This is a genomic window from Acinetobacter sp. ABJ_C5_2 (assembly GCF_044538485.1).
In the GTDB taxonomy this organism is placed as follows: domain Bacteria; phylum Pseudomonadota; class Gammaproteobacteria; order Pseudomonadales; family Moraxellaceae; genus Acinetobacter; species Acinetobacter nosocomialis_A.
The window spans coordinates 330,005-353,884 of the sequence record NZ_JBIUCS010000001.1; the positions used below are offsets into that span (position 1 = coordinate 330,005).

Annotated in this window: 21 protein-coding genes; 14 read left to right on the forward strand and 7 right to left on the reverse strand. The window is 39.0% G+C overall.

Going from position 1 to position 23,880, the window contains the following annotated elements:
- Positions 1-229: 229 nt before the first annotated feature.
- Complete coding sequence (locus ACH8JV_RS01555; protein WP_396519342.1) at positions 230-1,099, forward strand: PhzF family phenazine biosynthesis protein; 870 nt, start codon at positions 230-232, stop codon at positions 1,097-1,099.
- Positions 1,100-1,152: 53 nt separating this feature from the next.
- Here ACH8JV_RS01555 and ACH8JV_RS01560 read toward each other — a convergent pair whose 3' ends face one another.
- Entirely contained in the window at positions 1,153-1,932 is a 780-nt protein-coding gene (locus ACH8JV_RS01560) for a ferredoxin--NADP reductase (RefSeq protein WP_002118187.1), read from the reverse strand.
- A 104-nt stretch (positions 1,933-2,036) separates the two neighbouring features.
- Here ACH8JV_RS01560 and tsaA point away from each other — a divergent pair, with 104 nt between their 5' ends.
- On the forward strand, positions 2,037-2,765 hold the full coding sequence (gene tsaA, locus ACH8JV_RS01565; protein ID WP_396519590.1) for a tRNA (N6-threonylcarbamoyladenosine(37)-N6)-methyltransferase TrmO: 729 nt from the start codon (positions 2,037-2,039) through the stop codon (positions 2,763-2,765).
- 9 nt (positions 2,766-2,774) lie between these two features.
- On the opposite strand, the gene ACH8JV_RS01570 is transcribed toward tsaA, so the two are convergent.
- Entirely contained in the window at positions 2,775-4,043 is a 1,269-nt protein-coding gene (locus ACH8JV_RS01570) for an MgtC/SapB family protein (RefSeq protein WP_396519344.1), read from the reverse strand.
- A gap of 288 nt (positions 4,044-4,331) precedes the next feature.
- Between ACH8JV_RS01570 and ACH8JV_RS01575 the strand changes: the two genes are divergently transcribed.
- The 4 genes from ACH8JV_RS01575 to ACH8JV_RS01590 all read left to right on the forward strand — a co-directional run bounded on the left by ACH8JV_RS01575 (position 4,332) and on the right by ACH8JV_RS01590 (position 8,645).
- Positions 4,332-6,089, forward strand: a complete 1,758-nt coding sequence (locus ACH8JV_RS01575; RefSeq protein WP_311086898.1) for an ATPase, T2SS/T4P/T4SS family — start codon at positions 4,332-4,334, stop codon at positions 6,087-6,089.
- A gap of 75 nt (positions 6,090-6,164) precedes the next feature.
- Positions 6,165-6,524 carry a NirD/YgiW/YdeI family stress tolerance protein gene (locus ACH8JV_RS01580; protein WP_263614171.1) on the forward strand — a complete coding sequence of 120 codons (360 nt, stop codon included), beginning with the start codon at positions 6,165-6,167 and terminating at the stop codon, positions 6,522-6,524.
- A 103-nt stretch (positions 6,525-6,627) separates the two neighbouring features.
- A complete protein-coding gene (locus tag ACH8JV_RS01585; RefSeq protein ID WP_263614170.1) occupies positions 6,628-7,290 on the forward strand; it encodes a response regulator transcription factor in 663 nt (220 codons plus the stop codon).
- Entirely contained in the window at positions 7,287-8,645 is a 1,359-nt protein-coding gene (locus ACH8JV_RS01590) for a sensor histidine kinase (protein WP_396519347.1), read from the forward strand. The genes ACH8JV_RS01585 and ACH8JV_RS01590 overlap by 4 nt, the downstream gene beginning before the upstream one ends.
- A 65-nt stretch (positions 8,646-8,710) precedes the next feature.
- Here the strand turns inward: ACH8JV_RS01590 and hemP are convergent, their stop codons facing one another.
- Positions 8,711-8,881 carry a hemin uptake protein HemP gene (hemP, locus tag ACH8JV_RS01595; protein WP_396519349.1) on the reverse strand — a complete coding sequence of 57 codons (171 nt, stop codon included), beginning with the start codon at positions 8,879-8,881 and terminating at the stop codon, positions 8,711-8,713.
- 136 nt (positions 8,882-9,017) lie between these two features.
- Here hemP and ACH8JV_RS01600 point away from each other — a divergent pair, with 136 nt between their 5' ends.
- The gene (locus ACH8JV_RS01600; protein ID WP_396519351.1) at positions 9,018-9,920 is read left to right on the forward strand and encodes an NUDIX domain-containing protein; all 903 of its coding nucleotides are present in this window, start codon (positions 9,018-9,020) and stop codon (positions 9,918-9,920) included.
- A gap of 22 nt (positions 9,921-9,942) precedes the next feature.
- Here the strand turns inward: ACH8JV_RS01600 and ACH8JV_RS01605 are convergent, their stop codons facing one another.
- Positions 9,943-10,494 (reverse strand): tetratricopeptide repeat protein, encoded by a 552-nt coding sequence (locus ACH8JV_RS01605; RefSeq protein ID WP_396519353.1) that lies wholly within the window; start codon positions 10,492-10,494, stop codon positions 9,943-9,945.
- Between the two features lie 20 nt (positions 10,495-10,514).
- Positions 10,515-12,911 carry a penicillin-binding protein 1B gene (gene mrcB, locus ACH8JV_RS01610; protein WP_311069310.1) on the reverse strand — a complete coding sequence of 799 codons (2,397 nt, stop codon included), beginning with the start codon at positions 12,909-12,911 and terminating at the stop codon, positions 10,515-10,517.
- Positions 12,912-13,096: 185 nt separating this feature from the next.
- Between mrcB and ACH8JV_RS01615 the strand changes: the two genes are divergently transcribed.
- Both ACH8JV_RS01615 and ACH8JV_RS01620 read left to right on the forward strand, forming a co-directional pair.
- Entirely contained in the window at positions 13,097-14,005 is a 909-nt protein-coding gene (locus ACH8JV_RS01615; RefSeq protein WP_002049094.1) for an NAD(+) kinase, read from the forward strand.
- Positions 14,002-14,274 carry a YeaC family protein gene (locus ACH8JV_RS01620; RefSeq protein ID WP_004643467.1) on the forward strand — a complete coding sequence of 91 codons (273 nt, stop codon included), beginning with the start codon at positions 14,002-14,004 and terminating at the stop codon, positions 14,272-14,274. The genes ACH8JV_RS01615 and ACH8JV_RS01620 overlap by 4 nt, the downstream gene beginning before the upstream one ends.
- A gap of 197 nt (positions 14,275-14,471) precedes the next feature.
- Here the strand turns inward: ACH8JV_RS01620 and ACH8JV_RS01625 are convergent, their stop codons facing one another.
- Positions 14,472-15,482: a glycosyl transferase family protein gene (locus ACH8JV_RS01625; protein ID WP_396519355.1), complete on the reverse strand. Its 1,011-nt coding sequence runs from the start codon at positions 15,480-15,482 to the stop codon at positions 14,472-14,474.
- A 499-nt stretch (positions 15,483-15,981) separates the two neighbouring features.
- Between ACH8JV_RS01625 and ACH8JV_RS01630 the strand changes: the two genes are divergently transcribed.
- Both ACH8JV_RS01630 and ACH8JV_RS01635 read left to right on the forward strand, forming a co-directional pair.
- Positions 15,982-17,337 (forward strand): dicarboxylate/amino acid:cation symporter, encoded by a 1,356-nt coding sequence (locus ACH8JV_RS01630; RefSeq protein WP_002049312.1) that lies wholly within the window; start codon positions 15,982-15,984, stop codon positions 17,335-17,337.
- Between the two features lie 159 nt (positions 17,338-17,496).
- Positions 17,497-18,642: an acyl-CoA dehydrogenase family protein gene (locus tag ACH8JV_RS01635; RefSeq protein ID WP_396519357.1), complete on the forward strand. Its 1,146-nt coding sequence runs from the start codon at positions 17,497-17,499 to the stop codon at positions 18,640-18,642.
- Positions 18,643-18,692: 50 nt separating this feature from the next.
- On the opposite strand, the gene ACH8JV_RS01640 is transcribed toward ACH8JV_RS01635, so the two are convergent.
- Entirely contained in the window at positions 18,693-19,319 is a 627-nt protein-coding gene (locus ACH8JV_RS01640; protein ID WP_396519359.1) for a hypothetical protein, read from the reverse strand.
- Between the two features lie 426 nt (positions 19,320-19,745).
- On the opposite strand from ACH8JV_RS01640, the gene pheA reads away from it, so the two are divergent.
- From pheA to ACH8JV_RS01655, 3 genes are all read left to right on the forward strand, one after another.
- Positions 19,746-20,855 carry a prephenate dehydratase gene (gene pheA / locus ACH8JV_RS01645; RefSeq protein ID WP_002049199.1) on the forward strand — a complete coding sequence of 370 codons (1,110 nt, stop codon included), beginning with the start codon at positions 19,746-19,748 and terminating at the stop codon, positions 20,853-20,855.
- Between the two features lie 108 nt (positions 20,856-20,963).
- Positions 20,964-23,210 carry a bifunctional prephenate dehydrogenase/3-phosphoshikimate 1-carboxyvinyltransferase gene (locus ACH8JV_RS01650; protein WP_396519361.1) on the forward strand — a complete coding sequence of 749 codons (2,247 nt, stop codon included), beginning with the start codon at positions 20,964-20,966 and terminating at the stop codon, positions 23,208-23,210.
- A gap of 127 nt (positions 23,211-23,337) precedes the next feature.
- A complete protein-coding gene (locus ACH8JV_RS01655; protein WP_005068294.1) occupies positions 23,338-23,721 on the forward strand; it encodes a hypothetical protein in 384 nt (127 codons plus the stop codon).
- Positions 23,722-23,880: the final 159 nt, after the last annotated feature.

Sequence of the window (23,880 nt, forward strand, 5' to 3'; positions counted from 1 at the left end):
TCATTAAAAATCCAAAACAATGGATACACTTTATCGTGATCTTTTATTCAACTCAAATATTGTGATTACTTTAGATTGGTCGATTTATTCATAATTTGAAATTAGAAACTGTGTCTATTATTTTTCATATTAACTGATACTGTGACCATTAAAAATAAAACAGTAAGATCAAAAAATGGTGAGGATTTAAAACCATAATTTTTAATTACAAAATCAGTAGGAGTGGTCTATGTCTGTTGTTGCATTTAAACAAGTTGATGTTTTTACTTCACAAGCATTTAAAGGTAATCCTGTCGCAGTCATTATGGACGCCAGTACCTTAACGTCTGAGCAGATGCAGGAAATTGCGAATTGGACGAATCTTTCTGAAACGACATTTGTGCTCCCTGCGACCGATTCTCAAGCTGACTATCAGGTTCGAATTTTTACTCCGCAAAGTGAGTTGCCATTTGCAGGACATCCTACAATTGGTACTGCCTATGCTTTGCTTGAGGCGGGCCTCGTGACAGCCAAAGACGGTAAGCTGGTACAGCAATGTGCTGCAGGTTTGGTGACTCTGACTGTAAGTGACTCAAAGCATATTTCATTTGAACTACCTAAGCCTAAAATTACACCATTAGATGCAATGCACACTGAGAAATTAGCAGAAATTTTAAAATGTCAGATTAATACTCAATGGAATGCCACATTGGTTGATGTAGGGGCGCGCTGGATTGTATTACAAGCTGTTAATGCTGAGGCTGTTCTAGATAGCCAACCAGACTTTGCCGCTTTAAAAGAACATGATTTAGAAATGAAAGTTACGGGTGCGACAGTTTTTGGTTTTCATGAAAATAATGATGAACAAAAACACATAGAAGTTCGTTCATTTGCCCCTTCATGTGGAATAAATGAAGATCCTGTTTGTGGTAGTGGTAATGGTAGCGTAGCTTCATTTATTCGTTATTATGGGATTCTTCCTGCACAAAATGATGTGGTGCTTTCTTCACAAGGTCGGGCTTTAGGCCGTGATGGACACCTGAAACTTGAATTGCATCAAGATAAAATTTTGGTGGGTGGAACCGCTGTTACCTGTATCGATGGCAGTATCACCTTATAAAAGAGGTATTAAAAAACCGAGGACTTAGCCTCGGTTTTTTATTTAGAAAAATCTTATTTTTCTACGAACGCACGCTCAATCACGTAGTCACCCATCTCACCCATACGAGGTGATTCAACTAAACCATGTTGGTCAAGTAATGCAGCAACATCTTTTAAGAATGCAGGGCTACCGCAAAGCATTGCACGGTCAGTTTCACGGTTGAAACGTGGCAAACCAATTTTTTCAAATAAAGCACCAGTTTCAATTGCTGTGGTTACACGGCCTTGAGTGTGGAAAGGCTCACGAGTAACAGTAGGGTAGTAAACAAGTTTGTCTTTAATACCTAATTCTTCAAAGAATTCATGGTTTGGTAATTCGTTTAAGATTAGGTCTTGATACGCTAATTCAGAAATATAGCGTGTACCATGAACAACGATGACTTTTTCAAAGCGTTCGTAAGTTTCTGGGTCACGAATAATTGATAAGAATGGCGCAAGACCAGTACCAGAAGATAAAAGGTATAAGTTTTTACCTGGTAAAAGGTCATCATGAACCAATGTACCTGTCGGTTTTTTAGAAACTAAAATTTCGTCACCAACTTGTACTTTTTGCAAAATCGAAGTTAAAGGACCGTCTTGTACTTTAATTGAGAAGAACTCTAACTCTTCTTCGTAGTTCGCACTTGCAATCGAATATGCACGCATTAACGGTTTGCCATTCACTTCAAGTCCGATCATTACGAACTGACCATTTTTAAAACGTAAGCTGGTGTCGCGTGTAGTTTTAAAACTGAAAAGGGTGTCATTCCAGTGGTGCACATGAGTAATGCGTTCAACGTTAAAAGCAGCCATTAAAGGTCTCGATCACGATTAAAAGAAAACAGATAGCTATTCTAATATAATTTCATTCCCGATAAACTGAATATATTTAATTGTGTTTATAAGAAAAAGTGATGATGAATTCTGTCACTCTCCCAATAGTCGGGCACATGTGCTCACCTTTTCGAGAAAAATTTGGTATTCCACGTCAGCCCAACTTGGTCATTATCGAGTCTTATATCGAAATGGTAGAACCTTATAATGACTTATTGGCTTTTGAGGGAATTGAACAATTTACCCATCTCTGGCTCATCTGGCAGTTTCATGACAATAAAAATCAGGAGACAGCAACTAAGTTTCGGCCTCAGGTTCGCCCACCACGTTTAGGGGGCAATGAAAAAATTGGTGTGTTTGCAACACGCAGCATGTATCGTCCAGCGCCTGTGGGTTTATCTGTAGTACGTTTAAAAAAGATTGAAAAAGTCGGTAAGTCATTAAGAGTGTATGTTACTGGCAGTGATTTATTAAATGGCACGCCAATTTTAGATATTAAACCTTATATTCAATACTCAGATGCCATTGTTGATGCTCAAAGTGGCTATGCACAGGCTGAACCAGAACGAAAGTCAGTCATATGGTCGGAAAGTGCACTCACTACCCAGCAATATCTTCTAAAAAATAAAAAAATTAACGGGCAATATCTGGATGAATTAGAGCAAGTTCTAGCTTTAGACCCTAGACCTGCCTATCAAGAAGACCCTGAACGAGTCTATAAAATGCAATTTTCGAGTTTTGATATTCATTTTAAAGTGAATGATAATGTAATTACAGTTGTTGATATGGTGGAAGATACTTCGTGTGTTTAAAAGTAAGATTTAAAACCAATGTATGTTCATCCATAGCAGGCTAATCAATATTGCCATATGAATCAGTTGGGCAGGAATAAAAGCAAGGGCGTAGTGTATTCCACCTGAAATAGCTGAGTTAATACTCTTAGCAATCGCATGCACAGCAAAACCGCCCATAAAAGCAATGAGTAGTGAGGTATGAGCGTTATTCGGTTCTCCTTGTACAATCACTGCTGCAATTGCTGCATGTATTTCGAATAAAGAGGCAAGTAAGGTCCCTGCAATTAAGCCCGCATCTCCTAAATATAGACTTAGACCATAAACACTTACCTGAATGAGGGTGAGTGTGCCGGCAATAATGACCGCTTCTTTTAAGCTGAACATTCTGGAGTCTAGCTCGGGTGAAGTCGTACTTGGTTCTGCCTTACGTAATAAAATAAAAGCCCACACTGCTAAAAAAGCCAATGCAATGAGTGTGGGAAATATAATGAATTTGAACCATGCTAAGCTAATTCCAATCACAATAATTAAGGTCTGAATGAGTGTGGAAACGCACGACATCAAGGCTGCACCTGCATTTGTTTTTGCATTTGCACGACCAGAACGGACTTCTAAACCTAGACTTGCGATAGTGGCTGTACTTGAAACGAAACCAGAGGCTAAGGAAGAGAGTAATAAAGCATTTTTAGAGGATAACAACCGCTTTGCAATATGTGCGAGCGCTTGCACAAATAAAATTAAAGTCAGTAATTTTAAAATCACATGTGGGTTTAGAACTGGCCCCCAAAAAGGTTTATTGGGGACTAACGGTAAGGCAATTAGAAGTAGAGCAAGTAAAAAAATCCCGTCACGCAATTCCAATTCGGTAATCCACTGACTGGCAATACCATGCATAGATTGTTTTGCTAACAAAATAATCGTCATGATGACGGCGAGTCCCGCAGCTAACGAGATATTCCAAATACAAAGTGCCCCTATAAAGTAAGTCATAATAAAGGCGAGTTCGGTAGTTACACCGGGGTCATTCGGCTGATTTTTAAGAGAGACAATACTGATTGCGCCAATAAGTAGAGCGCCTACAATTCCAATTTCAGTACCAAATAAAAAGCAGATTGCACCGAGTAGCGAACTAATTGCAAAAGAACGAAAACCTGCAAAAGTCTTATATTCGTGTTTGAGCTTGCTTCTTTCACGTTCCAGACCAATTAATAACCCGCAGCCTAATGCAGCAGCAATGATAGTAATAAATTCTTCAAAAGATGTGGTTTGTAATGACATGGTCATTGGAAGATTCATAATACTTCCTCTTTGGTTTATTGTTATATACAGAAGTTAATCATTTTTAAATCATATATTCATGTCCAGTTTATGCTTTTTATTGTATTGAGCCTAGTCTCTTTTTTAATCAAACTATCACAATAAATATTTTTATAAATATGATCTACGACACAAAAAAATACCAAGTTGAGAATTGGTTTAATTATTTGAAGTTAAAAGATATTTAAAAGCTAAATTTGAAGATTTTAAGGCCAGTTAAATCTAAAACATCTCTGCTATATTATAAAAATATATTGGGGATAACACATGAATGCACATGTAGAAATAGACGCACATTGGTGTCTAGAACAATTATTACAAGAAGGTCGTATTACTGAGCGTGACAAATTACTAGTACAAACGACAAATAGACAAAAAGATCAACTGAAATGGCATCCATTACAGTGGATTGCACATTTTAATTTAAAAGACCAACACCACGTACAAGCGCATTTAAGTTTAAACCGTCTGTGCCAATGGTTTGCCGATCGAGCACAATTACCTTTATTTGTGATTGATCCTTTAAAAGCGGATGTCAGCGCTTTAACTCAAGTCATGTCACAAGAGTTTGCGATTCGAAACCACATTTTAGCTGTAGAAGTCCATGCGGACCGAATTGTGATAGGAACAGACCAGCCTTTTCAAACAGACTGGCTAAACAATTTGGAACGGAGTCTGGCACCGAAAAAAATTGAACGGGTATTTCTTAATCCCGAACAGTTGCAACGTTATTTGCGAGAATATTATCAGGTTAGCCGTGCAGTAAACTCAGCTCAGAAAGACGCAGCTCATGACCGTGATAACAAAGGGGTAGAAGCGCTTTTACAACTTGGAGATAGCCAAAACCCTGATGCCAATGATCAACACATTGTAAAATTGGTGGACTGGATTTTACAGTTTGCGTTTGAACAAAGCGCCAGTGACATTCACATGGAACCACGAAAAGACAATGGTAAAGTTCGGTTCCGTATAGATGGCGTTTTACACACCATTTATAACATGCCTTCAAATACTCTGACCGCTGTGATTTCCCGAATTAAAATTTTAGGGCGGCTAAATGTAGCGGAAAAGCGTAAACCGCAAGATGGTCGCTTAAAAACACGCACACCTAAAGGTCAAGAAACTGAACTCCGTTTATCTACCTTACCAACAGCATTTGGTGAAAAACTGGTTATGCGTATTTTTGATCCAGATGTGTTGGTACGTTCTTTTCAGCAATTGGGTTTTGATCAGTCTTTATTACAACAATGGCAGCGCATTACACAAAATAGTCACGGCATTATTTTAGTTACTGGGCCCACAGGTTCTGGTAAAACCACCACGCTATATTCTTCTTTAAAGCAACTCGCAACTGATCAAGTCAATGTCTGTACCATTGAAGACCCGATTGAAATGCTAGAGCCTAGTTTTAACCAAATGCAGGTCAATAATGCGATTGATCTAGGTTTTGCTGATGGTGTGCGTGCTTTAATGCGTCAAGACCCCGACATTATTATGATTGGGGAAATTCGTGACCAAGATACTGCGAATATGGCCATTCAAGCTGCACTCACAGGCCATTTGGTATTATCAACTTTACATACCAATGATGCACCGTCTAGTTTGACCCGTTTACACGATTTAGGTGTACAACCCTTTTTAACAGCCGCGACTATTTTAGGTGTATTGGCACAGCGTTTAGTGCGACAGCTTTGTCCGCACTGTAAGCAACAGACTCATATTAATGAAGATGAATGGCAACACCTAACCTTTGACTACATTATGGAAATGCCCGAAAAAGTTTATCAAGCAGTAGGGTGTGAGCAGTGCCGACATACTGGTTATAAAGGTCGAGTCGGTATTTATGAGTTTATGCCTGTTAGTCTTGAGCTGAAGCATTTGATTGGTAGTCATGCGACATTAAATGAATTAAGAAGCCAAACAAAAAAAGAAAGTGTAGAGCCTTTGAGAATTGCCGGAGCGCATAAAGTCATAGAAGGACTTACCACTTTAGAAGAGGTACTACGCGTTGTGCCTTTAAATTAAATTTTTCTTAAGATTCACCTCATCTATGCTTGTTGTACTTATGTCATTCCAAGATGTAATCAAATAGGTGATTTTATGAAAATATTTAAAGTGATCTTGATGACTGCTGGTTTGGCAACTGCTGGCATGGTTATGGCAAATATACCCTTGAACCATGCAGCAATTACTCCAGCAACTGTAACGACTGTTAAGCAAGCTTTAACAGCAAAAGACAATACGCCTGTAAAACTGCATGGCCAAGTGGTGAAATCTTTAGGGGATGAAAAATATCAGTTCCGTGATAAAACGGGCACTATTACCATTGATGTAGATGATGAACTTTGGCAAGGTCATCCTATTTCCCCAACGACTAATATTGGTCTGGTGGGTGAAGTCGATATAGACCTTAAACCGTTAAAACGTGTAGAAATTGATGTAGAACAAGTCCAGTTCTAACACTGGATTTTACTTATACGATTTATAGCCGCACAAATGATGCGGCTTTGCTTTTTTAATAAAGGCTTGGCAAGATCAGGTCAGAATATAACAGGAAAAATAGATGAGAATTTTGCTTGCAGAAGATGATCGCTCTCAAGCGGAAAGTATTCAATCTTGGTTAGAGTTAGATGGTTATCAAGTCGATTGGGTTGAAAGAGGCGATTATGCCCTGACTGCCATTGAGCAGCATGACTATGACTGTATTTTGCTTGATCGAGGCCTACCGCAACTCGCGGGTGAAAAAGTTCTAACCACAATCCGTTATAAACAAAAAAATGTACCTGTCATTTTTATTACAGCACGTGACAGCATTCAGGACCGAGTAGAGGGGCTAGATTTAGGTGCAAATGACTACTTAGTTAAACCTTTTAGCTTAGAAGAGTTATCAGCCCGTATCCGCGCTCAATTACGCAAACAAACTTTGAGCCAGCAATCGGTTTTAACATGGGGAGATTTACACCTCGATACTCAAGCGAAAGTTGTATTATTTGCTGGCAATTCGATCGATTTAACAGCAAAAGAGTTCCAAATCTTACGCAAGCTGATGGTTCATCCTGAACATATTATTACGCGTGATCAGTTAGAAGAAGCGCTCTATGCATGGGGTGACGAGATTGAAAGTAATGCGATAGAAGTTTTTATTTATCAACTTCGAAAAAAAATCGGAAGTAGCAGTATTAAAACCATACGGGGACTAGGCTACCGTATGGGAGATTTAAAATGAAATCGAATCGTTCCTCTTTGCAATCCCAACTGGTTAAAACCACGATGTGGAGTAGTGTGGTGGTGGGGTTATTGGCATTAAGTTTACTCACCATATTTTCGATTTATCACAACATGTCAGTGCAAGATGAAATCATGGATGAAATTTCAGATACCTTGCTGGTTTCTGATCTCTCTAAACATTCTATGAAACAGTTTGACGAGCTCAGTGATGAATTTGATATTCAATATGAATTATTAAACTCTGGTCAATTGCTTACTCATTCTCATACCTATCAACACGAACTTTTTGAACAAGGCAATTTATCAAAAGGTTTTTCATACTTTTGGTTTGATGGTCAGTTATGGCGTAGTCTGGCCACACAACAAAAAGATTCAGAGTTGCAAGTTGAAGTCTTTCAGCCCATGAGTACTCGTGTAGAAGAGGTACTTAAAGCTCTTGCTGGATATAGCGGTCTTATGGTTTTGTTCTGGTTATTACAATGGGTGATTGTAAGTTGGCGTACCGAACAACAATTGGCAGCTCTCAATCTACTCTCTAAACGTATTGCTCAAAAAACTGCATCAAATTTAGAGCCTATTCAAGACCCAGATGTCATTACAGAAATCCAACCTGTTATAGATGCTTTAAACCAGTTACTTGCAAGACTTCAAAGAGCACTTGTTGCTGAACAGCGCTTTACCGCAGATGCTTCGCATGAGTTACGTTCTCCGTTATCTGCCATACAAATGCGCCTTCAGGTTTTACAACGCAAATATCAGCATGTTCCAGAGCTTGACCAAGACTTTGAACGCATCCAAGAAGACGTTTCAAGAAGTACAAAAATTCTTGAAAATTTACTCCTTCTGGCACGTTTGGAGCCTAATGAAACAGAGCAGCCCGATCTTTTTAAGAGTGTGATTGATTTAAACCATGTATTGGCTCGAGTAGTTGAAACTGTAAATATTGATGCACAAGCCAAACAAATGGTGATTGAGACAAATATTTTGTCAAATGAAACTAAAATGTTGGCGAACGAAGAATTACTGTTTATTGCTTTTAGAAATCTATTTGATAATGCTATTCGCTATAGTTCTACTTTGGGATTTATTCATGTTGAACTCAGTCAGTTCCAGCAACAACTGAAAATTTCTATAGAAGACACTGGAAATGGTGTAGATGATGAGGTTTTAAGACGTCTAGGACAGCGTTTTTTTCGTGTATTAGGTACACAGCAGCAAGGCTCAGGATTAGGGCTGTCAATTACTAAAAAAATTATTCAACTCCATGGTGGTGAACTGCAATTTATGCATGCAAGCCAAGGTGGTTTAAAAGTTGAAGTGACATTGCCTTTTAATCATGAAATACAAAAATAGCATGGTTGCCCATGCTATCCATTTTTTGTTTTCCCACGAATATTATTGAAACGCGAGGATCGTTTTTATTTAGTTAAAATGAGACGGTTATTGCGAGTAAGGCGTAAGCGGTATTCCTCGCCAGCATGCATAATTCGAATTTCACGACCTAATACAAATAGGTTGTTAGAATGCAGCATTGGTAAGGCATGAGCTGAGTCAGTGTTACGAGTAAATAAGCTAAAAGGTGCGTTCATTTGTTGTGCTCCGTGGTATATTCTTGAACGATTTAAATGATAATCATTATCGAATAGATCTGTCAATGAGATTTTAAAGAATTTATAAATTGATAAAATTTGCTTACACTTGGGAAAAATTTGAGTGAGTAGAAAAATGCCTAAACCGATAGTCGATGTCGCAATAGCTATCTTAATTCATCGCGGAAAAATATTAGTTGGATGGCGTGGAGAACAGCAGCATCAAGGTGGAAAGCATGAGTTTCCTGGAGGAAAGGTTGAGCAGGGTGAAACACCAGAAGAAGCTTGCCGCCGTGAAATTTATGAAGAAGTCGGCATTGGTTTAAAAGATTGGCATCAATTTGATTATATTCACCATGAATATGAAGACATTATCGTCAACCTTCATTTATTTCATAGCTATGTACCTGATGAGTTACTAAATCTTATTCATCAGCCTTGGGCATGGTATACACGTGAACAGCTAGTTAACTTAAACTTCCCGACAGCCAATAAAGACATTATTAAAAGATTGTATTGGCCGCATTTTATTAAAATTAACTCTACGCTGACACCAACCGAAAATGATGAAACTTTAATGTATTGGCGTAGTGAAAAAGATAATGTTAGTGAGGATAATCTAGAAAAATTAGCTCTTTTAGATACAGATCAGCTTTCAAAATTAATCGTGAATATCGATGTTTGGCACCAGCTAAAACCTGTGTTAAAAAATCATATAAAAACGGTTCATCTTAAGCAGTCTCAATTAATGAGTTTGCATAAAGGTGACTTAGAGGTGGGAGTACGTTTTATTGCCGCTTGCCACGATGCAGTTTCTTTACAGCATGCTCAGCAAATTGGCTGTGATGCTGTTTTTGTAAGTCCTGTCAAAGTAACAGAAACCCATCCAGATGCGAGCGCATTAGGATGGGATCGTTTAACTGACTTGATTGAGAAATGCCAGATTCCCGTATTTGCTTTGGGAGGCATGAGTCCTGATGATTTAGCCACAGCACAACAACATGGTGCGTATGGCTTGGCAGGTATTCGTAATTTTTAATAAGACATAAAAGCATTAAAAGCTAGAGCACTTTTAATGCTTGCTGTGCTTCCTGAACAGTTTTTGGGTTATTGCGTTGTTGCCCAGCTTTTAAAATGGTTAGCCAAAGCTGTTTTTTCATTGCTTGGCTTTGAGCAAAGCTTAAACCACGTCTAGCAAGAGATTCAGCATTAGCATATTGCTGTTTATGATTTGCCGTGAGTGCAAGAAATAAATAAGTCTCAGCCGCCTGTGGTGCTAAACGCTGCGCTTGAAGGGCATAGCGCTCAGCCTCCGACCATTGCTGGTTTTTGTAAGCTTGCTCAGTTTTTTGCATTAACGTTTTAAAAGCAGGTAACTGGCTTCCATCATCATTAAAGCGTTGGGACTTTTTCTGCTGAGGAACAATCACTTGTAAACTTTTACGTTGAATATCTGGATGATCATAAGGTGTAATTTTTACACCAGACGGCGTCTCAGTATTCTTTTTCTCGGTAACAGGCGGTGTTTTCTCTTTGGGAGCTGAATGATCCGGTAAAGTTGTACAGCCGACCATAAGTACAGCACCAATATAAAAAACACCTTTCTTTAACATATCCTGTTTCCTGTCAACGCTTAGTTGTTATAACTACCACTAGAAATCACATGTGAGTTATTCGACAGATCTTGTTCCATCTGATTTTCACTCTCACGAATATAGCTATCGCTATTATCCGGTTGAGAAGCTGGTGCTGTGTTATCACTTTGTGGTGCGTATGTTGGATCAACTTGATAATACGGTGCTCCACATGGCGTAGCACGATGCGGCACTGTATGCGTCAGCATAGGGATATACATCGCACCAGCACAAGCCTGTGCTGATAAATCACCTGTTGCATGGTCAATCCATTGCCACTGTACAGTGTCTGGCTGACGTAAATTTACCGGTGTTTGACGTAATTGTTTCATCACATTAATCCATACCGGTAATGCACCAGATGAACCTGTTAAGCCAGTCACTTTGTTGTCATCTAGACCTAACCATACTACAGCGACATGGTTACCCGAATAACCGGCAAACCATGAGTCACGTGTATCGTTAGTCGTACCTGATTTACCAGCCAATTTTAACGCAGGAGGTAAGCTATTGTACGCTGCACGGCCTGTACCTGAAGACATGACCTGTTGAAGGCCGTAGTTCATGATATAACCAACAGATGGATCAATCGTTTGTTGTACATTTAGACCATAACGATCAAGTAAACGGCCATTGGCATCTACCACAGAGCGAATCGCACGAGTTGGATATTTGAAACCACCTGTAGCGAAGTTTTCGTAAATACCGAGCACTTCCATTGGCGACATATTAACTGCACCAAGGAAAATAGAGGGGTAGGCAGGAATTGGTGATTCAACGCCAAATTTTCTTAAGTTGTTGGTAAATGTAGATAACCCAAATTCTTGACCTATACGAACAGCAGAAAGGTTATAAGAGTTTGCTAAGGCTTCACTTAAACTTACAATGCCATGACCACCGCCACTATAGTTTTTCGGTGTCCAGCTTTTACCGCCGTCTACAGGAATACTGATTGGTGCATCTTCAATTTTACTTGCCCAGTTATAACGTCCAGACTCAATCGCACTTAAATAAATCACTGGCTTCAATAAAGAACCGACTTGACGTTTTGCATCTAAAGCACGGTTAAAACCAGTAAAGTCTTGAGTTGAGCCAACGGCTGCAATTAACTCACCATTTTCAGGATGTGCAATCAGTACCGCACCTTGCAAGTTTTTCAAGCGGGCAGGGTTGCTTTGAGTCAGACGTTCTACAGAAGCTTTAAATGCATCTTGAACCTGAGTTTGAGCAATAGGGTCCAAGGTCGTAAAAATACGTAATCCTTGATTGGTTAAATCACTTTCTTGATATTCGGTACGTAACTGACGACGCACAATATCTAAGAAGTCAGGGAATTTTGCAGGACCTAAGCTTGGTTTGCTTAGCACATTTAAAGGACGCGCGATTTCAGTTTCATATTCTGCTTGAGTTAAATAACCCATTACACGCATGTTATTTAATACTGTATCGCGACGATTTTTTGCTCCTTCAGGGTTTTTCCAAGGGTTATATAAAGATGGACCTTGAACCAAACCGACTAAATAAGCTTGTTGCGCGACATTCAGTTCACGAAGTGGTAAACCAAAATAAAACTGTGAAGCTAAGCCATAACCATTAATTGAATAGTTACCGTTTTGGCCTAAATTTACTTCATTTAAATAAGCTTCTAAAATTTCATCTTTGCTGTAATGCAACTCAATGAGTAAAGCCATTAGAGCTTCATTTACTTTACGTTTTAATGTGCGTTCAGGTGTAAGGTAGAAGTTTTTAACTAACTGTTGTGTCAGGGTTGAACCACCTTGGCGACGTCCTCCAGTTACATTACTCACCAAAGCACGGGCCGTACCACGAATTGAAATACCGTGGTGGTGGTAGAAATTACGGTCTTCTGTAGAAATTAAAGCTTCAATGAGGGGTTTAGGAACATTATTGAGTTTGATTAGAACGCGGTCTTCATTATGCTGAGGATAAATTCCCCCAATCAGCATAGGTTCTAAACGAGCCACACCTGTTGAAGAAGGCTTGGTACTGCGTACCTCTGCAACTTGGTCGTTTGCAAAACTAAGTTCTAAAACTTGTTCAGGTTCTACACTATCACCATAGTCGAAACCGCGAGTATGTACATACATGTTGCTACCTTGAGCAACAAAGGTTCCAGACTTGTCATAATTACTTGAAGTTTTGTAACCTAATAATTTTAATTCTTGGGTAAAATTTGCTTGAGTAATAGGTGCATTATTATAAATTTCCAAAGGCCGAGCGAACACTTTGGCAGGAATGTCCCAGCGCTGTCCTTCAAATTTTTCACGGATAATATTATCTAAACGAATCAGATAGATACTAAGAGCAATAAAAGCACCAATCACCAATATGGAAAAAATTAGTGCGAAGAAACCGATACCACGTTCAAACTTCATATAAATGAGATAAAACCCTAAACAATACGTTAATGATGCGATAGCTTGTCATCAATTTGCAATGATAAAACTGTGAATAAATGGAAAACTTAGATTGAATTTTACAGCATCTTGTTGTTATGTTTTTTTAAATTAATCAGGTTAATGTTATGATAGCGTAGAATCGCAGCGGAGCTTACTCATTCGTGCAAATTTCACATAAGTCCTTCAGAAACGTCGGGTTAATTGGTCGACCGGATAAATCATCAGTTGTAGAAACACTATGTTTAATTCATGACCATTTGCTAAGTTTAGGCCTAAACCCCATTTTTGATCAGGAAACTGCCGAATTAGTGCCCTATGATCATGCACAAGTTGTTAGTCGTCACTTATTAGGTGAAGTTGCTGATCTGGTGATTGTAGTAGGTGGAGATGGTTCTTTGCTTCATGCAGCTAGAGCTTTAGTTCGCTACAATACACCTGTCATTGGTATTAACCGTGGGCGTTTAGGATTTTTAACTGATATTAAGCCTGCGGAAGCTATTTTTAAACTTGATCAGGTATTACAAGGTCATTTCCAACTTGATCGCCGTTTCTTGCTTGAAATGGAAGTACGTACCAATGGCGAAGTCATTTATGACGCAATTGCTTTAAATGATGTCGTACTACACTCAGGTAAGTCGGTACATATGATCGACTTTGAACTCAATATTGATGGTCAATATGTTTACCGTCAGCATAGTGATGGTTTAATTGTGTCGACACCGACAGGATCAACTGCTTATGCATTGTCGGGTGGTGGTCCAATTTTACATCCGAGTATGGATGCGATTGCATTAGTCCCTATGCACCCCCATACATTATCTTCACGCCCAATCGTAGTCGGTGGGCAAAGTGAAATTAAAATTGTTATTCGCGAAAATCGAGTGTTACCGATGGTGAGTGCAGATGGTCAACATAGCGTATCGCTCAATGTTGGCGACAGTTTGCACATCCGTAAACACCCATTTAAATTAAGTTTATTACACCCACCAGGTTATGATTTCTATATGGCTTGTCGTACCAAACTGGGTTGGAACCAAGATTTTGAATCTTTTCAAAGAGATGAATCATGAATATTGAACAAATGCTATCTGTTTTAAACCCTGAAATTGTAGAGCGTTTAAAAACAGCAGTAGAAATTGGTAAATGGCCAAATGGTGTTGTTTTAACGAAAGAACAGCGCGAAACATGTATGCAAGCTGTGATTGCTTGGGAGTTAAAGAACTTACCGGAAGAGCAGCGTAGTGGTTATATTGACCGCGGAACGAAAGAAGAGGGTGAAGAGTGTGATGATGATCATCACAAGCATGAACCTGAGTTTAAACCGATTCGTTTTGTTTAAAATCACTTTTCAAATAAATCTTAGTTAGTATTTGCTATCGAGTGGGCGACATGGATGTCGCCCGTATCACTGCGATACAAGGAAGTATCGTCAGTGATACAGAGGATTTTTGGTTACTTTTGATCCTTCAAAAGTAATAAAAGCCTATATGCAGTGATATAGGAAAAACATGCTATATAAGGCTGAATGGGCTATATTTAGCCTTCTGAGTTTGTATTTCGTGTTTCCCATAATACTTTTGCTTTTTGCATCGCTTCTTCAAAATTAGCAACAACACCCATGGTATATAACGCAATACCCATGGTTTCTGTTACTGCCATTTCACCATATTCATGATGCTGCTGACCAAGCCAGACAGCTTTAAACGTTGCTAAATCTAACTCTTCTTCAATTGGGCTACGTTCAGGGGTAAGCTTTGGTAACTCATGTTCATAGAGTTCACCATTTTTAATACCGCAAATGAGTGTTTTAGCATCTGGGTTTCGCTCAAATTCACCGCCTTCACCTTTAATGACTGCACTATTTTGATAGCCTAAGCGAAGCGCACTATGCTGATGAGAGGTTCTATAAGCCGGATGGAATATCGCTTGTAAGGTTGCTTTCGCATTAAATGGGTTAATCAGACGGGCTAAAGTATGAATAGGAGAGCGTAAACCCATGACATTTCTTAAAGAAATTAAATCACTTAAAACGGGTGAAATCACCTCTAAAGGTAAGTAAGCAAAATTCCGTTCTGCTAACTGTGTGCGTACTTCTTGTTCAGAATGGCAAATTTTATAATCTAAATATTCCAAAACTTGTTCGGTATAGACTCGGTTAATCGTATGTCCAGAAGCGCCGTGCATGACGATTTTATAGCCGTGATGAGCAAGTGTCAGGGCAGCCAATAAAAACCAAGGGTAATGTTTACGCTTGCCTGCATAAGATGACCAGTCTAGGTCAACGTCTAAAGGTTGAAAATTAAGTTGGTCTTTGGTGGCTTGTACAAAGCCCGCAAGCTCATCAATGGACTCTTCTTTAACACGTAGTAGCATTAAAAAAGCACCCAACTGAACATCAAGAACTTCGCCTTTTAAAATCATGGTAAAAGCTTGATAGGCTTCTTCATAACTCAGTGATCGAGATCCGGTTTTCCCCTTACCTAAAATACGGACATATTGCGCAAAGGGATGTTCAGCATCTTTATAGATATTACGTTTAGTATTCATGGCAATTCAAAACAGTAAAAATAAGGGGTAGGCAGCTCAAAATGAAATGTCTACAAGGACTTATCAATATGACATAAAAATCTGCTGAAAAAATATCAAAAGTGTTTCTCATACTAAAGTCTTAAGGCTGCATGAGTATTTTTTGTGCGTATTAGCCAAAATTTTAACCGAATCGTGATTTAATTCGAGTAAACTTTCATGTGCTTTTTTGAGCACTCATATCATAATTTTCTGTGATTCTCCTATATCTTCAGCTTTTTATTGAAAAAGTAAGAGGTTATTTCTGGCTACTCAAAGTGGTTGGAAACTTCAGGTATTCTCCTGTTTTAGAAAACAGCTTTTTTGTTTTCGTTGAGGTAGTAGGAAGGTTTTTTGTTATTAAAAAACCATTTCCCTTTTGCGGTGTTCATGTGAAAGGTTAGGGCTGTGTATTCGTAAAGAATAGACGTTTCATTTTGATATTTCCAACGGACTTGGAAATATAGATTGAAGTAAAGTTATGGCTAAAAAACCGATTTATAAATCACTTTATTTTCAAGTGATTATTGCGATTATTGCGGGTGTTTTGGTAGGGCATTTCTCACCAAGTACAACGCAAATTGTTAATGGTGTCGAACATCATATTCCAGGTTTAGGTGAGCAACTCAAGCCATTAGGTGATGCTTTTATTCGTTTGATTAAAATGATCATCGCACCTGTTATTTTCTGTACAGTGGTCAGTGGTATCGCTGGTATGGAAAGTATGAAGTCAGTTGGTAAAACTGGCGGTGTTGCGTTGTTATACTTCGAGATCGTTTCAACAATCGCACTTCTGATTGGCCTTGTGGTGATTAACATTGCAAAGCCAGGCGTAGGAATGAATATTGATCCTGCGACTCTGGACACTTCAGGTATCCAAAAATACGTCACTTCTGGTGAGTCACAATCTACCGTTGATTTCTTAATGCATATCATCCCAGATACAGTGGTGGGTGCATTTGCAAATGGTGAAATCTTACAGGTCCTTCTTTTTGCAATTCTATTTGGCTTTGCACTGCATAAGTTAGGTGATGCAGGACGTCCAGTATTAAAGTTAATTGATCAAATTGCACATGTGTTCTTTAACATTGTAAATATGATTATGAAGCTTGCTCCACTAGGTGCGTTCGGGGCAATGGCGTTTACCATTGGTAAATATGGTGTGGGTTCACTGGTACAGCTAGGTCAGCTCATCCTCTGTTTCTACATTACCTGTTTATTATTTATTTTCTTGGTATTAGGAACGATCAGCCGTTTAAGTGGATTTAGTATTCTTAAGATGGTGCGTTTGATTCGTGAAGAACTCTTAATTGTACTCGGTACATCTTCTTCTGAGTCGGTCTTGCCACGTATGCTACGTAAGCTTGAAATCGCAGGTTGTGAAAAGTCTGTGGTTGGTTTAGTCATCCCAACAGGTTATTCATTTAACCTTGATGGTACTTCAATTTATTTGACGATGGCTGCAATTTTTATTGCTCAGGCAACAAATACGCAGCTTGATATCCAGCATCAAATTACTTTGCTTTTGGTACTTTTAATTTCATCTAAAGGTGCGGCGGGTGTAACGGGTTCTGGCTTTATTGTTATGGCTGCAACTTTGTCTGCAGTAGGTCATATTCCAGTTGCAGGTTTGGCATTGATTTTAGGTATTGACCGTTTCATGTCAGAAGCACGTGCTTTAACCAACCTTGTTGGTAACTCTCTAGCAACGATTGTGGTTGCAAAATGGGTTGGTGCATTAGATAAAGATAAACTAAATGATGCACTGAATAATCCAGATGAAGTAGATAGAAAAATGCTTGAGCAAAAAAGTGTAATTGCTGAGGCATCTCACTAATCATTTATCGTAATAAAAAAGGAGGCTAAGCTTCCTTTTTTATTGGCTGACTGAAAAGTACAGTTTAAATGAGCAGCTATGCCATGACAGTAACTAAAAAAATGATTAGCATGCACAGCAATGAGATTCGATAAAACAATAAAGCCGAAGGAAAATATTATGTTGGCATATGATGCAGATTTAGAATTATTCCGTGATAATTTTAAACGTTTTATGAATGAGCATATTGCTCCACATTACGAGCAATGGGAACGTGAAGGAATTATGCCGCGTTCAGTGTGGAATCAACTGGGCGAAAATGGCTTTTTATGTGTAGATGTTCCAGAAGAATACGGTGGTTATGGCGTTCCAACTTACTATTCATTAATGTTAGTTGAAGAGTCTGCTCGAGCCGGTTTTTGTGCATTATCAACGGCTATTTCTTGTCACTCTGAAATTGCTGCACCTTATATTTTACATATTGGGACAGAAGAGCAAAAGCAATACTGGTTGCCGAAAATGGTAACTGGTGAAGTGGTTGGGGCAATTGGTATGACGGAACCGGGTGCTGGTTCAGACTTACAATCAATGCGTACCAGTGCCATTTTGCAAGATGACCATTATTTGCTAAATGGTTCTAAAACATTTATTTCAAATGGGCAACATGCTGACCTTGTGGTGCTTGCAGTAAAAACTGATCCTCAAGCGCGTGCGAAAGGGGTGTCGTTATTATTGGCAGATACTCATCTGGAAGGCTTTAAGAAAGGTACCAACCTAGACAAAATCGGTCTGCATTCTCAAGATACTTCTGAGCTATTTTTTGACAATGTTAAGGTTCCTAAAAACCAGTTACTCGGTCAAGCTGGACAAGGTTTTGCTTATTTAATGCAAGAGTTACCACGTGAGCGTACCGCTATTGCATCTACCGCAATTGGCGCTATTCGTGGTGCAATTGATTTGGCAACTGCTTATGTAAAAGAGCGTCATGCATTTGGGCAACCTATTTCACAGTTCCAAAATACGCGTTTTGTTCTGGCACAAGCAAAAATTGATGAGCTTGCTACAGCTGCTTTTTATGAGAGAAACGTTGCTCTATATCAAGAAGGTAAACTTGATGTTGAAACTGCAGCGGCGCTTAAAAGCTTCAGTACAGATATGCAAATGAAAGTGGCTGACAACTTGCTGCAACTTTTTGGTGGTTATGGCTATATGACCGAATATCCAATTTCACGTTTCTTTGTAGATGCTCGTATTCAGCGTATTTACGGTGGTACAAATGAAATTATGAAAGAAATCGTAGCGCGTGGATTAATTGGCAAAGCCTAATTAAATAGTTTCAAAAAAAGCCTACCTTTGAGTAGGCTTTTTTATATTACCTATTTGTTAGTTCGATGAATGACAGGATAGTCTTGTTGTTTGGGTAACTGATGTAAGGCCTGATTGATCTTTCTTAAAAACTCATCGGCTTCATCTTGATGAAATGAATCTTCAGTGTATTCACTACGTTCTTGAAAGACGACACCACAACCCGTTATTTTCATATTTTCAGGATTAAATGACCAGTCATTTGAATTCTTTAAGTTAATGTTTAAATCACTTTCACAGCTTTTCCATAGACGTAAAAACTCGTTTGATAATTCTGCTTTAAATCCTCGTGCTGGATAGACCGAAAAGCCTTTCATTTCGGGATTAGAAAACTGTATAAACATGTCTACTGGCATGCCACCCCAAATGATTGCTGTATTTTCTGGTAAAGTAATGCCGGATAAATTTTTCTCTTTTAAAGCATGTGTTTGCTCAAATTTCTGCCTGAAGTGTTGCGACTGATAGGTCAGCTTAGTTTGGGCTGGGATTGGAATACCACGAACTTGATTGTTGATAGTCGTCATATAGTACGGAGAATTATCCCTACCATTGCATCCGGCGATTATTGGACAACCGCCACAAGCCGTTAAACTAAAACTCATAAGGCTCAATAAGCCTAAAACAATAATTTTATTCATTCTATTTTACTGTTGTTATGACATATTGGGTCAGTATAACCAATCTATGCATTAAGAGGTCTATCTTTAAGAACAACGAAATAATCGTTTTAAAAGTTGAGTAATTTTTTATTCAGTAGTCTTGTGCTTCTACTCATCAATTAAAGATTTATAGCTTTCTAGGTTTTGACATGAAGCAAACATAAGTGCTTATGAGAAAAGCGGATACAGATTTGTCATCTATTGCTGAGTAGAGTTTTAAAAATACCGATAAGAAATAGAGTAAGTAAAATAATAAATGAAAATCATTATCAAATAAAGTAATCTTATAGACAGGTTCGAGAGCGATTAACGAAAAAAGCCAATACACCGATATTGCCTAACAAATCAAAGCCGACTATTGTTATACTCTCGTTTAAAAGATGATTTTGCTGAGGCTGCATTCCAATGATCAACGATGATCAAAACAAAACGACTTCTCTTAGTTTAGAACAAATTCGCGAAGATATTGATAGCGTAGATCAACAGATTCAAGAATTATTAAATCGCCGCGCAAGCCTTGCTGAAGCTGTTGCTAAAGCTAAATTTGCTTCCGAAGAGAATCCTTTGTTTTATCGTCCTGAGCGTGAAGCGCAAGTTTTACGTAAAGTTATGGAGCGCAATCAGGGGCCTTTATCTGATGTCACTATGGCGCGTCTGTTCCGTGAAATTATGTCTGCTTGCCTTGCTTTAGAAGCGCCGCAAAGCATTGCATTTTTAGGACCAGAAGGTACTTTTACTCAATCTGCTGTACTTAAGCATTTTGGTAAAGATGCAGTTGTTCGTCCATTACCAACAATTGATGAAGTGTTCCGTGAAGTCGAAGCGGGTAGTGCACATTATGGTGTGGTTCCGGTTGAAAACTCATCTGAAGGTATTGTGAACCATACTTTAGACTGCTTTAAAACATCGAATTTAAATGTAATTGGTGAAGTTGAATTGCGTATTCATCATCAATTCCTAGTCTCTGAAAATACGCGTAAAGACAGTATTAAACAGATTTATGCACACCAACAAACTTTGGCTCAATGCCGCCAGTGGTTAGATGCGCATTATCCAGGTGTTGAACGTGTTGCTTTAAACTCAAATGCAGAAGCTGCACGCCGTATTCGCAACGAATGGCACTCAGCAGCAATTGCATCTGATATTGCAGCAGGTATGTATAACCTTGAAATCTTACATAGCAATATTGAAGATAATCCAGAAAATACCACTCGTTTCTTAGTGATTGGCCGTGAAAAAATTCCACAAAGTGGCAATGACAAAACATCGTTATTAATTTCGGCACATGACCGTGCAGGTGCTTTATTAGAAATTTTAGCGCCGTTTGCAAAACATAATATTAGCTTAACAAGTATTGAGACTCGTCCAGCATTACCTGAAAAATGGGCATATGTATTCTTTATCGATTTAGAAGGTCATATCGATCAAGAGAATGTTGCTGCTGCAATCAATGATATTCGTCCAATGGTGAAAGAGCTTCGTATTTTAGGTTCTTATCCTGCTGCTGTTCTATAAACACTCATGTTGGAATAATGACATGTATCAAATAGAACATGTCATTATGCTTAAAAAACAAATTGCTCAAAGATTTAAATAAGTTTGAGCAAAAGCAAAGTTGAAGTTATGTCACAACCCCTATTTAAAAAAGTTGCATTTATTGGTTTAGGACTCATCGGGTCGAGTTTGGCGCGCGTTATTGTTGCAGAAAATTTGGCGACAACTATTGTGGCATCTACACGCTCACAGAAAACTTTAGAAGATGCAAAATCACTTGGCTTAATACAAGAAGGATTTTCTGATCCTATTGAAGCCGTGAAAGGGGCAGATTTAGTTGTTTTAGCCTTGCCAGTACGTGCGACACAAAAAGTGCTTGAGCAAATCAAACCTTATTTGTCAGAAACCACGGTTGTAACAGATGTGGGAAGTACAAAAGGTAATGTGGTTGATGCAGCAAAAGCTGTATTTGGTGAAGACTTACCAGCAGGTTTTGTGCCGGGACATCCTATCGCGGGTAGTGAGCACACAGGTGTTCATGCAGGTAAGGTTGATCTCTTTGCAAATCACAAAGTAATTTTAACGCCGTTGCCAACAAGTGCAGAATGGGCAGTTGAGAAACTGATTCAACTTTGGTCAGCTGCTAAAGCTGAAGTTATTTGTATGGATGTTGTCAAGCATGATGAGGTTTTGGCGCATACGAGCCATTTACCACATTTGATGGCATTTAATCTGGTCGAGCAACTTGCAAACCGTGAAGATAATCTTGATATTTTCCGCTATGCAGCAGGTGGTTTTCGTGACTTTTCAAGGATTGCGGCTAGTGATCCCCAAATGTGGCATGACATCTTCTTTGCCAATAAAACAGCAATATTAAATGCTGTAGATGGCTTCGAAAAGCAACTTACCGTACTTAGAAAATTGATTGAAAACGAAGATTCTCATGCATTAATGGGTTTACTCGGCCATGCTCAGGCAGCACGTCAGCATTTCAATCATATGTTAGCCAAAAAACCTTTAATGGAGAAAAATAAGGTGACACAGCAATTCAGTATCTTACCGGGAAATAAGGCATTTAAAGGTAAATTTACCGTACCGGGTGACAAATCTGTGTCACATCGCTCCATTATGTTTGGTGCTATTGCCGAAGGCACGACTCATGTCACTGGCTTCCTTGAAGGTGAAGATGCCTTGGCAACTTTGCAAGCATTCCGTGATATGGGCGTAAGCATTGAAGGCCCTAAAAATGGTGAAGTGACCATTCATGGCGTAGGCATGCATGGTTTAAAAGCACCAGCGAGTGCCTTGTATATGGGTAACTCTGGAACGAGCATGCGTTTGCTTTCAGGCATGTTGTCAGCACAAAAATTTGATTCAGTGATGACAGGCGATGCATCACTTTCTAAACGTCCAATGGAGCGTATTGCTAAACCATTGCGTTTAATGGGTGCGCAAATCCAGACAACAGGTGAGAAAGGTACACCACCTGTCAGCATTACGGGTAGCCAGCAATTAAAGGGCATTCAATACGATTTACCTATGGCATCTGCTCAGGTGAAGTCGGGTATTTTACTTGCTGGTTTGTGGGCTGAGGGTGAAACTTCAGTCACTGAGCCAGAACCAACTCGTGACCACACAGAGCGCATGCTTCGTGCTTTTGGTTATGATGTTAAAACCGAAGGCAACAAAATCTCACTCGTTGGTGGCGGGAAATTAGTTGGTACTGATATTCAGGTTCCCTCTGATATTTCATCTGCTGCTTTCTTTATGGTGGGTGCTGCAATTACTGAAGGTGCAGATGTTGTGCTTGAAGCGGTTGGTATTAACCCTACACGTACTGGCGTAATCGAAATTTTAAAACAGATGGGTGCTGACCTGACTGTTGAAAATGAACGTATTGCTGGTGGCGAACCTATTGCTGATATTCATATTAAAGGTTCACGCACACTTAAAGGCATCCATATGCCTGAAGATCAAGTACCTTTAGCAATCGATGAATTCCCTGCTTTATTTATTGCAGCGGCTTGTGCCGAAGGCCAAACAGTATTAACTGGTGCGGCAGAACTTCGCGTGAAAGAGTCTGACCGCATTCAGGTTATGGCTGATGGCTTAAAAATCATGGGCATTGACTGCACACCAACTGAAGATGGCATCATTATCGAAGGTAAAGGTAAATCTGGCGATTGGTCACCAATCTTTGCTGGTGGTGAAATCGAATCGCACCATGACCACCGTATTGCTATGAGTTTTAGTATGGCAGGTCTTCGTAATTCTGGTCCGATTACAATTCATGGTACTGAAACTGTGGCGACAAGCTTCCCGACTTTCACTGAGTTGGCGAATCGTGCAGGCTTAACAATCGAAGTTAGCCAATAACTTTTGACCTAACACATTTTATAATTGCTAACACAATAGCAACGGCAGCAGCGGGCTAAAGGCTTGGCTGCTGTTTGTTTATTGCTTATGCTAAGTGCAGATAATGATAAAAGTGTTAGGACAAAGGATGAAAAAATTACAATTTATTGCCAGTTGCCCACAACATGGGGTGCTTGATCATCCACCAAATGAATGCCATATCACTCAAGAATATGTAGCGGCTTTACTGTTTAAGCAATTGGGGCATTATGGTTTTGATGCGCAGCACATTGTGCATGAACATGAAAAAGTAGAAGTGAGTATTGATAATCATCTTTTGCCATTATCGATTACTTGCCAGAAAACAGACCATGAAGGGCATTTGATGTGTGAAATCTCTGCCAATCCTGATGAAGAACAAGACTGGTTTGAGAAAATCGAAACACAAAGCATTATTCGTCAGCTTGCACAGGCCGTTGAAAATAGTTTAAAGGCCGATCACAGCTTTTCAGCATTTGAATGGAAAAACTAAGCACACGATTGTTAAGACTTATTTATGAAGTACGGCTTTTTAGAAAAGTCGTACAATCTCTTTAGATTAAATATAAAAATACAAAATCTTTCCCTAAATCGCTACCTATCTTTAATGCATTGTGTATATTGAAATTATTACGATATTTACATAATTAGA